The organism is Allobosea sp. 10N428 (assembly GCF_056394545.1).
Genome location: NZ_JBFTIC010000004.1, coordinates 71651 through 86479 on the forward strand (window position 1 = coordinate 71651; position 14829 = coordinate 86479).

A 14829-nucleotide genomic window follows, 5' to 3' on the forward strand; every position below is an offset into this window, starting at 1 on the left:
CTTGTCCTCAGGCTCGCGGGGCTTCGCCGACCAGATTGCGCAGCGCCCGCATGAAGACGCGCGCTCCGGTGTCGATCGCATCGTCCGGGAAGTCGTAATCGGGGTTGTGCAGATGGGCGGTATCGCCCGAGCCGAGCAGGAACATCGCCGACTTGGCCTTGCGGCCGAACAGGCCGAAATCCTCCGAACCGCGGGACGGCTTGGTCGGGCCGTGCGGCACCTTCTCCTCGTCCATCGCCCGGCGCAGCATCGCGACCGCCTCGGGCTCATTCTCGCAGTGGTGGAAGATGTCGTGATAGCTCATCTCGGCGTCGAGGCTGCCGGCGGCTGCGACCTCGCGCACCAGCGCCTCGGCCTTTTCGCAGAGCGCGCCCATCTGCGCGTCGTTGACGGTGCGAAGCGTCACCCAAAGCTCGCCACGGCCGGGCGCGATGCCGAAGGCCGGCTCGCCGATCCCGGCATGCGTCACGGTGACGAGCGTGAAATTCGCGTCGAGTTCGCCGCCCGGGCCGAGCGCCGTCAGCTCGGGGATGAGGCGGGCGATGGCGGGAGCCGGCGAGCGGCCGTGCTCCGGTGTCGAGGCATGCGAAGTCTCGCCGTTGAGCACGATCCTGAGGCCGCGCGAGGCGCAGTTGGCGGCGCCTTCCGAGATGCGGGCATGGCCGACCGGGACACCCGGGCGATTATGCAGGGAGAAAGCGTAGTCCGGCGCGATCTCGGGGAATTTCGGGTCGGCGATCACGGCGGCAGCGCCGGCTCCGGTCTCTTCCGCCGGCTGGAACAGCAGGATGGCGCGGCCGCGCTTGGGCGGATTGCGGTGAAGCCCGCGTGCCAGCCCGGCGAGGATGGTCATGTGACCGTCATGGCCGCAGAGATGGCCCTTGCCGGGAATTTCGGAGCGGTGGTCGCTGGTCGAGAGCTCCTCGATCGGCAGCGCATCGAGCTCGGCGCGGATCAGCACGGTCGGGCCGGGCTCGGCGCCCTCATAGATCGCGGCGACGCCGTGGCCGCCGAGTTCGGTGACAATGCGGTCGGGCCGGGTCGGCTCCAGAAACGCGACGATGGTGGCAGCGGTCTCGCGTTCCTCGCCCGAGATCTCGGGCCTGCGATGCAGCCGATGCCTGAGATCGACGAGATCGACCATATCGCTGTTGGTCAGGAACACGGATGAGCCTCCCGGGCTGTGGCCGGCGCGTGTGCCGGCTCTTTCCCGCAGAGGTTCGACAATTCATCCGCTTCGGCAACCCGCGTCGTCGCCGGGGGCGGCATGCGCGAGCGCGATGCCGGCCAGAATCAATTGCCGAGCTCGGCCTCGACCTCTGCGTCGAAGGCCTGCGCCAGCATGGCGCGACAAGCCTCGGCCTGCGCGCGGGCGGCGTCGAGCGCGATGTGCGGCATGATTTCCGCGAGATCGCGGAGCGCAAAATCGACAGCCGAAAGCAGACCGAGCACGGGCTCGGGCGCGGCTGGTGGCTGTTGCGGGCGACGGAACGCGATGACCTGACCCATAGGCATACTCACACTGAAGGCGAATCGGCGTTCAGTGTGCGGGCCCAAGCTTCAGAAAGTGGTTAACGGCAAAATTGCGGCAGAGAGACCGCGTCAACCATAGCCGTGCAGGCTCGCGCCGTGGCGCTTCAGCCAGGCCTCCGCCTCCTCGGTATGCGGGCAGAGCTTGTGGGTCAGCGCCCAGAAACGATGCGAGTGGTTCATCTCCTTGAGATGCGCCACCTCATGGGCTGCGAGATAGTCGAGCACCGAGGCCGGCGCGAGAATCAGCCGCCAGGAGAAGTTCAGATGTCCCTGCGAGGAGCACGAGCCCCAGCGGCTCGTGGTGTCGCGGATGGTGATCTTGCGGGCGGGGATGCCGAGCGCAGCAGTGTGGCGCCGCACCGCCTTCTCCAGATCCTCGAGCGCGAGCCGCCTGAGGAAATCCTTGACCCGGCGCGCGACATGGGCCGCCTCGCCCGCGACCGCGATGATGGGGGCGCCGTCCTTGTCCTGCGTCGCCTGCGTCAGCCCGCGGGCCTTCGACCAGTGGACGATCCGATGGGGCACGCCGCGCAACGGCACAACCTGCCCCGGCTCGAACGGCACCGCCAACGGGCGCTTCGCGACACGCGCGGCGATCCAGCCGCCATGATTCTCGGCAAAGGTACGCCCCGCAGCGAAGTCGACCCGTTCGGGCAGGGTCAGGGTGATCTCTCCGGTCGCTTGCGAGACGCGCAGCGTCATCCGCCGCGCATTGGCGCGCCGCTTGATCGATACGGGATAAAGCGTGCCGGCATGCCCGACCTCAATCCGGTCGGGGTCCGGCTGGCGCCTGAACAGGGAGATGCGCATCGCCTACGATTGTGCGGGATTCGCGAGCGATGGGAAAGAGCGGGGCTGCTGCGCCCCGTCAGCCGACGACCTTCAGAGCCTTGCGCTGCTCGTCCGCGCTCTCGCTGCGACGGCTCTTGGCCGCCTCCATGTCGAGGCTGACCATGAAATCGGAGATGCGGGGCTGGATCTCGGAGCGGAAGCGCGAGCCATTGAAAACGCCGTAATGACCAACCTTCGGCTGGAGATAATGGACGCGCTTCTCGGCGGGGATGTTGGCGCAGAGATCATGCGCCGCCTGGGTCTGTCCGACGCCGGAGATGTCGTCGTTCTCGCCCTCGACCGTCATCAGCGCGACGCGGCGGATAGCCTTGAGGTCGACAGGCTTGTCGCGATGCATCATCTCGCCCTTGGGCAAGGCGTGCTTGACGAAGACGGTGTCGACGGTCTGGAGGTAGAACTCCGCCGTCAGGTCCATCACGGCGAGGTATTCGTCGTAGAACTCGCGGTGCTTCTCGGCCGAATCGCCGTCCCCGCCGACAAGATGCTTGAACATGTCGTAATGGGCGGTGACGTGGCGGTCCATGTTCATCGCCATGAAGCCCGAGAGCTGCATGAAGCCCGGATAGACCTGCCGGAACGCTCCCATATGCGGGAAGGGAACGACGGTGATGCAGTTGCGGCGGAACCAGTCCGTGCCGCGCTCCATCGCGAGCTGGTTCACGGCGGTCGGCGAGCAACGGGTATCGATCGGCCCGCCCATCAGCGTCATCGAGCGCGGAGCGCAGGGATCGCTCTCGGCCTCCATGCGGGCGATCGCGGCAATGACCGGCACGGAAGGCTGGCAGATCGCCATGACATGGGTGTCCGGCCCCAGCGTCTGCAGCATGGCGATGACGTAATCGATATAATCGTCGAGATCGAAGCGGCCCTCCGTCAGCGGCACCAGACGCGCGTCGGTCCAGTCGGTGATGTACACCTCATGGCCGGGCAGGAAGGCCTCGACCGTGCCGCGGAGCAGCGTGGCGTAATGGCCCGACATCGGCGCCACCATCAGCACCTTCGGCTGCGGCTTGCGCCGGCCCGCGATCTTCCGGTCGAAATAGACGAGCTTGCCGAAGGGGCGTTCCCAGACGACCCGCTCCTCGACCGAGACCTTGACGCCGTTGATCGTCGTCTCGTCGAGACCGAAGGCCGGCTTGCCATAGCGACGCGTGGCGCGCTCGAACAATTCGCAGGAGGCCGCGACCGTACGCCCGAAAGGCGTATAGGTCAGCGGATTGGCCGGGTTCTTGAAGGCGAGGTGCATGGCGTCGGAGACCCCGCGCACCGGGCTCACCATCATGTGAACCGCTTCGTAGGCATGATAGGCAAACGACATTGTGTCCCCGTACATGCGATCGCGTGTCCTTCTGGCGACGCAGCAAGGAATGATGCGCCGCAATAACGCAGCTTACGTTGATTTTGTTCTCATTCAACCCAGCTAAAGGCTAAGATTCTCCTGCCATGTGGATGAAACCGTCATTCCCGCTCGCGGCGGGAGCCGCGCAGAAGGCCGATCAGCGGTGAGCGCCTCGGACCTCTCGACACCTCTTCTCGCCCGCACGGGCCGCCATCTGCGGCTCGACACGCTGGTCAGGCTGCGCTGGCTCGCCATCGCCGGCCAAAGCGCGGCCGTCGCCGGCGTGCATTTCGGCCTCGGTTTCCCCCTGCCCTTCGGCTGGTGCTTCACGATCATCGCCGTTTCGGCCGGGCTCAATATCGCGCTGCGGGTCCGCTTTCCGCTCAGCCATCGGCTGCAGGATGGCTCGGCGACCGCGCTGCTCGGCTTCGACATCGCCCAGCTTGCGGCCCTGCTCTTCATGACCGGCGGGCTGCAGAACCCGTTCGCAATCCTGTTCCTCGCGCCGGTGATGATCTCGGCGACGGCGCTGCCGCCGGAACGCACCCTGCTGCTCGGCCTGCTGGCGATCGTCCTGGCGACCCTGCTCAGCCGCTTCCACCTCCCGCTGCCCTGGGCGGGCGAGGATCGGCCTGTGCTGCCGCCCTTCTATCAACTCGGCAACTGGGTCGCGCTCGTGCTCGGCCTCGCCTTCACCGGCATCTATGCTTGGCGAGTCGCCAAGGAGGCGCGCGACCTCTCCGACGCGCTCGCTGCGACCGAGCTCGTGCTGGCGCGCGAGCAGCACCTGTCCCAGCTCGACGGGCTCGCCGCAGCAGCAGCCCATGAGCTCGGCACCCCGCTCGGCACCATCGCGCTGGTTGCCCGCGAACTCACCCGCCTCGCCCCGCCGGATGGCGAGATGGCCGAAGACATTGCACTACTGCGCGAGCAGGTCGAGCGTTGCCGCGGCATTCTCGGCAAGCTCTCCAGCCTGCAGGACGACGATGCCGGCCCGCTGGACCAGCTGACCCTCCGGCTGCTGATCGAGGAAGCGGCCGGGCCGCAGCGGCCCTTCGGCGTGCCCTTCGAGATCAGCATGACCGGCGACAAGCCGGAACCGGTCTGCCGGCGCAACCCCGGCATGATCTACGGACTCGGCAACATCGTCGACAATGCGGTCGATTTCGCACGCTCCACCGTCGCGATCACGGCCGAATGGACGCAAAGCCGCGTCGTGCTGACGATCGCCGACGACGGCCCGGGCTTCCCGCCGGATGTGCTGATGCGGGCGGGCGAGCCTTATCTGTCGCGGGGCTCGGCAGAGAACCGTGCCGGCGGCGGGCTCGGGCTCGGCCTCTTCATCGCCAAGACGCTGCTCGAACGCGGCGGCGCGACGCTGGAGTTCTCGAATCGCCCTGCCCCTTCGAGCGGCGCCTCGATCCGCATCGTCTGGCCCCGCGACATTTTTGAAGCGGACCTGCCCGCCATGGGGGGTACCAAGCCGGAAGCATCGGCATTACATGAGCTTAGCTGACCGCAAGCCCGAACGGGCGTGCGGCCGGCGTTTCGAAACCTCACTTCGCGCCACCGCAGCGCGCATGGACAAGCGGTCAGGAGATCAAAATGCAGGACGCGCCGAGCGAGACCGACAGGCCCGAAAACACGGACATGTCGTTGCTGCTGGTCGATGACGACAAACCATTCCTCACCCGCCTCGCCCGCGCCATGGAAGGCCGCGGCTATATCGTTCGCACGGCCGACAGCGTCGCCGCCGGAATCGCGGCGGTCGAGCAGGCCGCACCCGCCTTCGCGGTGATCGATCTGCGTCTCGGTGACGGCAATGGGCTCGACGTGATCGCCCGGCTCAAGGAGCGCCGGCCGGGAGCCCGCGGGGTGGTGCTGACCGGCTATGGCAACATCGCCACCGCTGTCAGCGCCGTGAAACTCGGCGCCTTCGACTTCCTCGCCAAGCCGGCCGATGCCGACGAGATCCATGCCGCACTTGCCGCCGCGCGCGACGCCCGGCCCCAGCCGCCGGAAAACCCGATGTCGGCGGATCGCGTGCGCTGGGAGCATATCCAACGCGTCTACGAGCTGTGCAGCCGTAATGTCTCGGAGACGGCGCGCCGCCTCGGCATGCACCGGCGCACGCTGCAGCGCATCCTGGCCAAGCGCGCTCCACGCTGATTCGACGACCTACAGAAGAAAGCCCGCCGGATGGCATGTCCGGCGGGCTTTCGCTTGTTCGTGAGTTTTCCCTGGCTCAGGTCGCGCAGGCGGGAACGATGCGGGCCGCGCGCCGGTCGAGCGCCACCGCGAAGACGGCGAGGCCGAGCGCGACCAGTGGAACCACAGCCGCGATCGGCGCGATGGCGCCATAGCCCAGTCCCTGCGTGATGACCGCGCCGCCAAGCCAGGCGCCGAAGGCATTGCCGAGGTTGAAGGCGGCGATGTTCAGGCTCGATGCCAGCCCCTGCCCGGCGCCACCGGCCTGCTGCAGCACCCACATCTGCAGCGGGGCTACAGTGGCGAAGGCGGCTGCGCCCAGGGCGAAGGCCGCGATGACGGCTCCGATCCGGCTGTGGAACCCGAAGGTCGAGGCGAACATCACCGCGGTCAGCAGCGCGATGGTTCCGATCAGGGCCGGTGCCAGAGCCCGGTCGGCCCAGCGCCCGCCGAGCAGGTTGCCGATGACGAGCCCGGCGCCGAAGACGAGCAGGATAGGCGAGACCGCCCCCTCGCTGTAACCGGCGAGCTCGACGAGGATCGGCTGGATGAAGGTGAAGACCGCGAAGATGCCGCCGAAGCCGAGCACCGTCATGACCAGGCCGAGCTGGACCTGCGGCCGCGTCAGAACCTTGAACTCCTCGGCAAGCGAGCCGGGGATGATGCGCTCGCGGTCCGCAGGGACGAGCGCGGCAAGGACGACCAAGGCGACAAGGCCGATCGCGCTCACGGCCCAGAAGGTCGAACGCCAGCCGAAGGCGAGGCCGAGCCAGGAGCCGAAGGGCACGCCGAGCAGGGTCGCAAGTGTGAGCCCGGTGAACATCAGGGCGATGGCCGAAGCCTTGCGTTCCGGCGCGACGAGACTCGTCGCGACGAGCGAGCCGACGCCGAAGAAGGTGCCGTGGGCCAGCGCGGTGACGATGCGGGCCGACATCAGCCAGGCGAAGCTCGGCGCCAGTGCGGCGGCGAGGTTGCCGAGAGTGAAGATCGCCATCAGCACCAACAGCGTCGTCTTGCGTGGCAGGGAGCGGGTCGCAATCGTCAGGACGGGTGCGCCGACGAAGACGCCGAGCGCATAGCCGGTCATCAGCAGGCCCGCGAGCGGCACGCTGACGCCGAGATCGCCGGAGACCTGCAGCAGCAGGCCCATGATCACGAATTCGGTGACGCCGATGCCGAAGGCACCGACGGTAAGGGCATAAAGGGCAACGGGCATGGGATGCCTCCGGGAACTTGTTCGGGCCCGGAGATAGCGCCGCGAAGGCTTGTGAATTAGACTACAGCAAAGATCAGCAATTGTGAGTTGAATTCACGATGCCGCGCTCCGAGATCAACCGTTCCGGCGAAATGGAAGTCTTCGCCCGCGTCGTCGAGCTCGGCGGCTTCTCGCCGGCGGCGCGTGCGCTCAGAATGACTCCCTCGGCGGTCAGCAAGCTCGTCGCGCGGCTGGAGGCGCGGCTCGGCGTCCGGCTGATCGTACGCTCGACCCGCAAATTCATGCTGACCGAGGAAGGCACGACATTTCATGAGCGGACGCTGCGCGTACTCGCCGAACTCGACGAGGCGGAGCGGGCGGTCGCAGCCTGCCAGATCCCGCGCGGCCGGCTGCGCGTCAACGCCAATGTCGCGGTCGGCTGGCATTTCCTGCTGCCGCTGGCACCGCGCTTCATGGCGGCCCATCCCGGCGTGCAGCTCGACATCACCATCACCGATCAGGTCATCGACCTGGTGGATGAACGCGCCGACGTCGCGATCCGCGTCGGGCCTATGCGCCCGTCGCAACTGATCGCGCGCAAGCTCGGCGAGAGCCCGACGGTCATCGTCGGCGCCCCGTCGTATCTGGCACGGCATTCGGCGCCGTCGTCGCCTGCCGACCTCGCCGCGCACGACCTGATCACCTTCAACTTCGCGCGCCTCCGCGACGAATGGCCGTTCAGAATCGACGGCGAACGGGTCTACCTGCCGATGCATGGCAAAGTGCTGATCGGTGATGGCGAGAGCGCCCGGCGCCTGGCCGTCGCGGGCCAGGGCCTCACCAGGCTGGCGCTATTCCACGTCGCCGCCGACATCGACTCAGGCGCCCTCGTGCCCGTGCTGCAGGAGTTCAACCCCGGCGATGTCGAGGAGATCAACGCCGTCTATGTCGGCCCTGGCGGGCGTCTGCCCGCCCGGGTACGTGCCTTCATCGATTTCCTGGTCGCCGAAATCGACCTGCGCCGTTTCGCCAAGCCACTGGAGCCGACAAAGGCCCAAGCAGGGCGGGAGCCCGTCTCAATCTGAGCCCACCGGGTCCTCGATCAATGCGAGCCGGCCCGAGGCCAGCCGCGCCAGCGCGATGGTCAGCATCTTGCGGCGTGCCGGGCTCAAGGGATGGCGCGGCGGCTCGCGCAGCAGCTCGCCGCCATAGGCATCGGCGACGATCAGGCCGACATCGTCGGGCAGGACCTCGCGCGGGAACTCCGGCGCGACCGCGAAGAGGAAGCCGTCGCAATAATCGCGATAATCCGGCCATTTGCCATCGACGCGGTAGTCGGCAATGCCGGACTTGACCTCGACGACCCAGAGCTCGCCCGACGGCGACAGGGCGACGATGTCGCCGCGCCGGCCATTGGCGAAGGTCATCTCCTTGACGATGGCATAGCCGCGCTCGCGCAGATGGCGGGCGGCGCCGCGGCAGACCATGCGCGTGATGTCGGGCCGGGCGGGCGATGGGTTGAGAACGGAATCCTGAAGGGACATCCGGTTATGTTCCCTCTTTGTTTCCGAATTTGCAAGCCTCGACCGCCGGTCTAGGGCAGGTTCTCGCGCAGGATGATCTCGATGCTCGGGGCCGCCGTCCCCTCCAGGGCAGGTCGCCCCGCCCGCAGATTGGCGAAGATCGCGATGCAGCTCATCAGCGCCGCATGCGGATGCTGGGTGATGACGGCGTCCATCGTGCCGTCGAGCAGGAGCACGCGAGTCTCGGGCGTCAAGCCATGGCCGACGAAGACGATCTCCTGCTGGCGCCCGACCTCCTTGAGCGCGCGGGCAATGCCCTCCGGCCCGCCGCCGATGTTGTAGATGCCGGCAAGATCCGGGTGCTTGCCCAGCAGGGCCTTGGCCTGGCGATAATTGCGCCCTTCATCGTCCAGCCCTTCGCGCAGCCCGACCACCTCGATTTGGGGAAACATCTCCTCGAAGAGATGGAGGAAGCCCATCTCTCGCTCCTCATGGGCGCGATAGCTCAGGCTTCCGGCGATCATCGCGACCTTGGCCGGGCGCCTGCCGATGAAGCGGGCGACGAGATAACCGGCCGTGCGGCCGGTCGAACGATTGTCGAGCCCGACATAGGCGGCGCGGCGCGAATTGGCGACGTCGGAGATCAGCGTCACCGTGGGCACGCCGCGCTCGGCCAGCGTGTTGACCGCCTCGCGCACGGCGGGGTGCTCCAGCGCCATGAAGGCTATGCCATCGACATCGCGCCCGATCTGCCGGAGCTGCTGGGCCAGCAGTTCGGGTTTGAAGCTCTCGATGAACTCGACGCGGGCGCGCATATTGAACGAGGCGAGCTGGTCCTGCGCCGCCGCGATATGGCGCCCGAGCATGGCCAGGAAGCGATTGCTGCCGGCCGGCAGGAGAAAGGCGAGCCGCATCGGCGTCAGGGCCTGCGCCGGCAAGCTGGAATCGAGGACGTAACCGAGCTCGCTCGCCGCCTTCAGGACGCGCTGCACGGTCACGGCACGTACGCCGGGGCGCTGGTTGAGCACCCGGTCGACCGTCGCGGTCGAGGCGCCCGACAGCGCCGCCACATCGGCGATGCGCGCCATCCGGCGGCGTTGCAGCCCGTCCGCAGCCTTCGAATCACTCATGGAGCAGCATCAAAAACCATCAATAATTGAGTTTGACGACCATCATTCCTGCTTTCTACTCTTGAGGCAAGAAGACCTCAAACAAATCAAATCGCATCAGCGATATCGGGAGGACCACCATGACGAACTTCACGCGCCGCACGATGCTGCGCACGCTGGCCGCCGCCCCCGCCGCCTCGCTCATCGGCATGCCGCACATCGCGCGCGCCGCCGAGATCGAGCTCAAATACGGCAACAACCTGCCGCTCAGCCACCCGCTCAACGTCCGCGCCCAGGAAGCCGCCGAGCGCGTGGCGAAGGAGACGAATGGGCGCGTCGAGATCAAGATCTTCCCGAACAACCAGCTCGGCGGCGACACCGACATGCTGAGCCAGGTGCGCAATGGCGGCATCACCTTCTTCACGCCGTCCGCGCTCGTCATCGCGACGCTGGTGCCGGTCGCGGCGATCAACGCGGTCGGCTTCGCCTTCGCCGACTACGATCAGGTCTGGAAGGCGATGGACGGCAAGCTCGGCGCCCATGTCCGTGACGCCATCTCCAAGGTAAACCTCTATGCCTTCGAGAAGATGTGGGACAACGGCTTCCGCCAGATGACCACCTCGGGCAAGGCGATCGAATCAGCCAAGGAAATGGCCGGCCTGAAGATCCGCGTGCCGGTGAGCCCGCTCTCGATCTCGATGTTCAAGGCGCTCGACGCCGCCCCGGCGAGCCTGCAGTTCTCGGAAGTCTATTCGGCGTTGCAGACCAGGGTCGTCGACGCGCAGGAGAACCCGCTGCCGATCATCCAGGTCGCCAAGCTCTACGAGGTGCAGAAGAGCTGCGCCGTCTCCAACCATATCTGGGACGGTTTCTGGTTCATCGCCAACGGACGCGCCTGGCGCGGCCTGCCCCCCGACATCCAGACGATCGTCGCCAATGCGATCAACGATGCCGGCGTCGCCCAGCGCGGCGACATCAAGAAACTCAACGAAACCGTGCAGGCGGACCTGCAATCGAAGGGCCTCGCCTTCAACAAGACCGACCCCGAATCCTTCCGCGCCAAGCTGCGCGATTCCGGCTTCTACAAGGAGTGGCAGGAGCGCTTCGGAGCGGAGGCCTGGAGCCTGCTCGAAGGCGCCGTCGGCAAGCTGGCCTGAGGAATGCGGGCGGGCCTATAAGGCACCCAACGCATAAAACAGGAAACGCCCCGATGGATGTTCACAGCGCGACCCTTCCCGCTGCCGCCATGCCCACGACCGGGATCGGCCGCTTCGCAGGCCATCTCGACCGCGTGCTGGGCGGGTTGGTCGAGACAGCGGCGGCGGTGCTGGTGCTGGTCGAGATCATCATCCTCGGGGCGGGCGTGGCGGCCCGCTACGTTTTCCACGCACCGCTCGTCTGGTCGGACGAGCTCGCCTCGATCCTGTTCCTGTGGCTGTCGATGCTCGGCGCCGTCGTGGCGCTGCGGCGCGGCGAGCATATGCGGATGACCGGCCTCGTCAGCCGCGTCTCGCCGCAGACGCGGGCGCTGCTGGAGGCGGTCGCGATCACCGCCTCCATCGCCTTCCTGCTGCTGATCATCCCGCATGCGATCGAGTATGCGCAGGAGGAGAGCTTCATCGTCACCCCGGCGCTGGAGATCACCAATGCCTGGCGGGCAGCGGCGATTCCGGTCGGCGTCGGGCTGATGCTGATCGCGGCGGGTTGCCGGCTGCTGCGCTTCGGCTCGCTGAAGCCGGTGCTCATGGCGATCGGGCTGACGGCGCTGCTCGTGCTGCTGTTCTGGCTCATCGGGCCGATACTGAAGCCACTCGGCAAGCTCAACCTCATCGTCTTCTTCGTCGGCGTCGTCGCACTCAACGTCTTCTCCGGCGTGCCGATCGCCTTTTCCTTTGCGCTCGCCACCTTCGGTTACCTCGCCTGTACGACGTCAACGCCGATGCTGGTCATGGTCGGCCGGCTCGACGAAGGCATGAGCCATCTCATCCTGCTCGCCGTGCCGCTCTTCATCTTCCTTGGCGCGCTGATCGAGATGACCGGCATGGCGCGCGCCATGATCCAGTTCCTGGCGAGCCTGCTCGGCCATGTCCGGGGCGGCCTGTCCTATGTGCTGGTCGGCGCGATGTATCTGGTCTCCGGCATTTCCGGCTCGAAGATCGCCGACATGGCGGCGATCGCGCCGGTTCTCTTCCCCGAGATGAAGAAGCGCGGCGCCGAGCCCGGTGACCTCGTTGCCCTGCTTTCGGCGACGGGCGCGCAGACCGAGACGATCCCGCCCTCGATCGTGCTGATCACCATCGGCTCGGTGACCGGCGTCTCGATCGCGGCGCTGTTCACCGGCGGCATGCTGCCCGCCGTGGTGCTGGGCGCGGCGCTCTGCTTCGTGGTGTGGTGGCGCTGCCGCGGCGAGGACCTCAGCAACGTCACCCGCTTCTCCAAGCGCGAGATCGCCAAGCTTGCCCTGATCGCGGCCCCGGCCATCGCCCTCCCCTTCGTCATCCGCGCCGCGGTGGTCGAGGGCGTGGCGACAGCAACGGAAGTCTCGACCATCGGCATCGCCTATGCGGTGCTGGCCGGCATCCTGCTCTATCGCCAGTTCGACTGGCGCCGCCTGCCGCGGATGCTGGTTGAAACCGCCTCGCTGACCGGCGCGATCATCTTCATCATCGGCTGCGCCACCGCGATGGCCTGGGGCCTGACGCAATCAGGCTTCTCGCGCGACCTCGCCCAGATGATGGCGGCCGTGCCGGGCGGAAGCTGGGGCTTCCTCGCCATCTCGATCATCGCATTCACCATCCTCGGCAGCGTGCTCGAGGGCATCCCCGCGATCGTGCTGTTCGGGCCGCTGGTCTTCCCGATCGCCAAGCAGGTCGGCGTGCATGAGGTGCACTATTCGATGGTCGTGATCTTCGCGATGGGCATCGGGCTTTTCGCCCCGCCCTTCGGCGTCGGCTATTACGGCGCCTGCGCGATCAGCAAGATCAATCCCGACGAAGGCCTGAAATACATCTGGGGCTACATCCTCGCCCTGCTCATCGGCCTCGTCGTCGTCGCTGCCGTGCCGTGGATCTCCATCGGCTTCCTCAGAACCTGATACTCAGAAAGCAACGCCCATGAGCCGCTTCTTTGGCCAGATCCGTCAGGCCGGCTATGTCGTCCCGGATATCGAGGCGGCGATGGACTATTGGAGCCGCGTGCTGGGCGTCGGGCCGTTCTTCTACAATCCGAAGGTTCCGATCAGGAACTACCGCTACAAGGGCGAGGCCTACGAGCCGCACAACTCGGTGGCATTGGCCAATTCCGGCCCGCTCCAGATCGAGCTGATCCAGTGCCGCAACGCCGTGCCGTCCATGTACAAGGACTTCACCGATGCGGGGCTGACCGGCCTGCAGCACGTCGCCTACTGGACCTCGGACTACGACGCCGACATGGAGCGCCTCCTTGCCGAGGGTTTCAAGCCGGTGATGTCAGGCGAGGTCGGCGAACGCGGCCGCTTCGTCTATTTCGACACGCATTACCATCCGGGCACGGTGATCGAGCTCTCGGAGGTCGCCGGACCCAAGGGCGAGATGTTCCGGCTGATCCGCGAGGCCTCGGAGACCTGGGACGGCAAGGACCCCGTCCGGCCCTTCCCGGACCTGAGCAAGCTCGCTGCGGCGGCGGCCTGAGATCGCGAAAGCGCCACGTCATGGTCGGGCTTGACCCGACCATCTCCGGACCAGCGCCCTCTGGTCCTGAGATTCTCGGGTCAAGCGCGAGAATGACGCCTTATGAACGGCCTGGATGCGTGCGATGACCGAGAGCCGCTTCGAAGCGACCTACCTGATCGAAACCCCGCTCGACCCGGCTGAGGTCGCGGAGGTGATGGCGGGCGAGCAATCCTGCGGCACCTTCGCCCGCGTCGCGGGCGAGACCGACGAACTACGCGAGCGGGCGCGCGCTGTGGTCACGCGGATCGAAGAGCTGGAACCTGCCACGGAACCCAGCCTGCCGAATGCGTGGCTCACCCGGAAAGGCGTCGGCGGGCCGTGGCGGCGGGCACGGGTCACGATCTCCTTCCCGGTCGACAATGTCGGCGCCAATCTCGCGACGCTGGCCGCCGTCGTCGCCGGCAATCTCTACGATCTCGGCGAGGTCACGGGCCTGCGGCTCGAAAGCATCGCCCTGCCCTGGTCCTACCGCCAACGCTTCCCGCTGCCGGCGCAAGGCATTGCCGGCACGCGCCGCCTGACCGGCGTGGCAAAAGGGCCGCTCGTCGGCTCGATCATCAAGCCGAATGTGGGTTTGAGCGCTGCGCAGGCCGCCGAGCTCGTCGCCAACCTCTGCGAGGCCGGGCTCGACTTCATCAAGGATGACGAGATCTCGGCCGACCCGGTGCATGCGCCGCTGGCCGAGCGCATTCCGGCGGTGATGGCGGCCGTGCGCCGGCATCAGGACCGGACCGGCAAGCATGTCATGGTCGCCTTCAACATCACCGACGAGACCGACGCGATGCGCCGCCATGCCGATCTCGTCGCGCGCGAAGGCGGCTCCTGCGTGATGGCGAGCCTGAATTGGTGCGGTTTCTCCGCGATCGAGAGCCTGCGCCGCTCGACCGATCTTGCCCTGCACGGCCACCGCAATGGCTATGGCGCCTTCTCGCGCCACCCGCTGCTCGGCATCGGCTTCCAGGCCTATCAGGTGCTGTGGCGGCTGGCCGGCGTCGATCATATGCATGTCCATGGCCTGAAGGGGAAATTCGCGCAGGAGGACGAGGAGGTCGTGACCTCCGCCAGGGATTGCGTGACGCCGTTGACGGAAGGAGCCGACGACCGGGTGATGCCCGCCTTCTCCTCCGGGCAATGGGCCGGCACCGCGCAACCGACCTGGGACGCGATCGGCCATGACGACCTGCTGTTCATGGCCGGCGGCGGCATCCTCGCCCATCCCGGCGGGCCGAAGGCCGGCGTCGCCAGCATCCGGCAGGCCTGGGCGGCGGTCGCCGCCGGCATGCCAATCGCCGAGGCAGCCCGCGCGCATCCCGAGCTGCAGCAGGCACTCGACACCTTCGGCGGCAAGGCGGGTTAGCGC

Annotated in this window: 14 protein-coding genes; 7 read left to right on the top strand and 7 right to left on the bottom strand. The window is 67.1% G+C overall.

The window, feature by feature from the left end; genetic code table 11:
• Positions 1–7: 7 nt before the first annotated feature.
• From AC1DDA_RS14425 to AC1DDA_RS14440, 4 genes are all read right to left on the bottom strand, one after another.
• Entirely contained in the window at positions 8–1165 is a 1158-nt protein-coding gene (locus AC1DDA_RS14425) for an amidohydrolase (protein ID WP_476796252.1), read from the bottom strand.
• A gap of 128 nt (positions 1166–1293) precedes the next feature.
• Positions 1294–1509, bottom strand: coding sequence for a hypothetical protein (locus tag AC1DDA_RS14430; protein WP_441509469.1), 216 nt, complete (start codon positions 1507–1509; stop codon positions 1294–1296).
• Between the two features lie 93 nt (positions 1510–1602).
• Positions 1603–2343 carry a M48 family metallopeptidase gene (locus AC1DDA_RS14435; RefSeq protein WP_476796253.1) on the bottom strand — a complete coding sequence of 247 codons (741 nt, stop codon included), beginning with the start codon at positions 2341–2343 and terminating at the stop codon, positions 1603–1605.
• A gap of 58 nt (positions 2344–2401) precedes the next feature.
• Positions 2402–3703: a polyhydroxyalkanoate depolymerase gene (locus AC1DDA_RS14440; protein ID WP_476796535.1), complete on the bottom strand. Its 1302-nt coding sequence runs from the start codon at positions 3701–3703 to the stop codon at positions 2402–2404.
• Positions 3704–3887: 184 nt separating this feature from the next.
• Between AC1DDA_RS14440 and AC1DDA_RS14445 the strand changes: the two genes are divergently transcribed.
• Both AC1DDA_RS14445 and AC1DDA_RS14450 read left to right on the top strand, forming a co-directional pair.
• The gene (locus AC1DDA_RS14445; protein WP_476796254.1) at positions 3888–5240 is read left to right on the top strand and encodes an ActS/PrrB/RegB family redox-sensitive histidine kinase; all 1353 of its coding nucleotides are present in this window, start codon (positions 3888–3890) and stop codon (positions 5238–5240) included.
• Positions 5241–5329: 89 nt separating this feature from the next.
• The gene (locus AC1DDA_RS14450) at positions 5330–5893 is read left to right on the top strand and encodes an ActR/PrrA/RegA family redox response regulator transcription factor (RefSeq protein ID WP_441509472.1); all 564 of its coding nucleotides are present in this window, start codon (positions 5330–5332) and stop codon (positions 5891–5893) included.
• Positions 5894–5969: 76 nt separating this feature from the next.
• Here the strand turns inward: AC1DDA_RS14450 and AC1DDA_RS14455 are convergent, their stop codons facing one another.
• Positions 5970–7148, bottom strand: a complete 1179-nt coding sequence (locus AC1DDA_RS14455; RefSeq protein ID WP_476796255.1) for an MFS transporter — start codon at positions 7146–7148, stop codon at positions 5970–5972.
• 98 nt (positions 7149–7246) lie between these two features.
• Here AC1DDA_RS14455 and AC1DDA_RS14460 point away from each other — a divergent pair, with 98 nt between their 5' ends.
• Positions 7247–8212, top strand: coding sequence for a LysR family transcriptional regulator (locus tag AC1DDA_RS14460; protein WP_476796256.1), 966 nt, complete (start codon positions 7247–7249; stop codon positions 8210–8212).
• Here AC1DDA_RS14460 and AC1DDA_RS14465 read toward each other — a convergent pair.
• Positions 8204–8671, bottom strand: a complete 468-nt coding sequence (locus AC1DDA_RS14465) for an MmcB family DNA repair protein (RefSeq protein ID WP_476796257.1) — start codon at positions 8669–8671, stop codon at positions 8204–8206. The genes AC1DDA_RS14460 and AC1DDA_RS14465 overlap by 9 nt on opposite strands.
• A gap of 50 nt (positions 8672–8721) precedes the next feature.
• Positions 8722–9780 (bottom strand): LacI family DNA-binding transcriptional regulator, encoded by a 1059-nt coding sequence (locus AC1DDA_RS14470; protein ID WP_476796258.1) that lies wholly within the window; start codon positions 9778–9780, stop codon positions 8722–8724.
• A 119-nt stretch (positions 9781–9899) separates the two neighbouring features.
• Here AC1DDA_RS14470 and AC1DDA_RS14475 point away from each other — a divergent pair, with 119 nt between their 5' ends.
• The 4 genes from AC1DDA_RS14475 to AC1DDA_RS14490 all read left to right on the top strand — a co-directional run bounded on the left by AC1DDA_RS14475 (position 9900) and on the right by AC1DDA_RS14490 (position 14826).
• A complete protein-coding gene (locus tag AC1DDA_RS14475) occupies positions 9900–10916 on the top strand; it encodes a TRAP transporter substrate-binding protein (RefSeq protein ID WP_476796259.1) in 1017 nt (338 codons plus the stop codon).
• Positions 10917–11005: 89 nt separating this feature from the next.
• Positions 11006–12853: a TRAP transporter large permease gene (locus AC1DDA_RS14480; protein WP_476796536.1), complete on the top strand. Its 1848-nt coding sequence runs from the start codon at positions 11006–11008 to the stop codon at positions 12851–12853.
• A 19-nt stretch (positions 12854–12872) separates the two neighbouring features.
• A complete protein-coding gene (locus AC1DDA_RS14485) occupies positions 12873–13427 on the top strand; it encodes a VOC family protein (RefSeq protein WP_476796260.1) in 555 nt (184 codons plus the stop codon).
• A gap of 124 nt (positions 13428–13551) precedes the next feature.
• Entirely contained in the window at positions 13552–14826 is a 1275-nt protein-coding gene (locus AC1DDA_RS14490; protein ID WP_476796261.1) for a ribulose-bisphosphate carboxylase large subunit family protein, read from the top strand.
• The last annotated feature ends 3 nt before the right edge of the window (positions 14827–14829 follow it).

Coding starts and splice junctions, on each gene's coding strand:
- AC1DDA_RS14455 (WP_476796255.1), bottom strand. CDS start 7,148: ATGCCCGTTGCCCTTTATGCCCTTACCGTCGGTGCCTTCGGCATCGGC.
- AC1DDA_RS14430 (WP_441509469.1), bottom strand. CDS start 1,509: ATGGGTCAGGTCATCGCGTTCCGTCGCCCGCAACAGCCACCAGCCGCG.
- AC1DDA_RS14465 (WP_476796257.1), bottom strand. CDS start 8,671: ATGTCCCTTCAGGATTCCGTTCTCAACCCATCGCCCGCCCGGCCCGAC.
- AC1DDA_RS14435 (WP_476796253.1), bottom strand. CDS start 2,343: ATGCGCATCTCCCTGTTCAGGCGCCAGCCGGACCCCGACCGGATTGAG.
- AC1DDA_RS14490 (WP_476796261.1), top strand. CDS start 13,552: ATGACCGAGAGCCGCTTCGAAGCGACCTACCTGATCGAAACCCCGCTC.
- AC1DDA_RS14460 (WP_476796256.1), top strand. CDS start 7,247: ATGCCGCGCTCCGAGATCAACCGTTCCGGCGAAATGGAAGTCTTCGCC.
- AC1DDA_RS14470 (WP_476796258.1), bottom strand. CDS start 9,780: ATGAGTGATTCGAAGGCTGCGGACGGGCTGCAACGCCGCCGGATGGCG.
- AC1DDA_RS14475 (WP_476796259.1), top strand. CDS start 9,900: ATGACGAACTTCACGCGCCGCACGATGCTGCGCACGCTGGCCGCCGCC.
- AC1DDA_RS14485 (WP_476796260.1), top strand. CDS start 12,873: ATGAGCCGCTTCTTTGGCCAGATCCGTCAGGCCGGCTATGTCGTCCCG.
- AC1DDA_RS14450 (WP_441509472.1), top strand. CDS start 5,330: ATGCAGGACGCGCCGAGCGAGACCGACAGGCCCGAAAACACGGACATG.
- AC1DDA_RS14440 (WP_476796535.1), bottom strand. CDS start 3,703: ATGTCGTTTGCCTATCATGCCTACGAAGCGGTTCACATGATGGTGAGC.
- AC1DDA_RS14480 (WP_476796536.1), top strand. CDS start 11,006: ATGCCCACGACCGGGATCGGCCGCTTCGCAGGCCATCTCGACCGCGTG.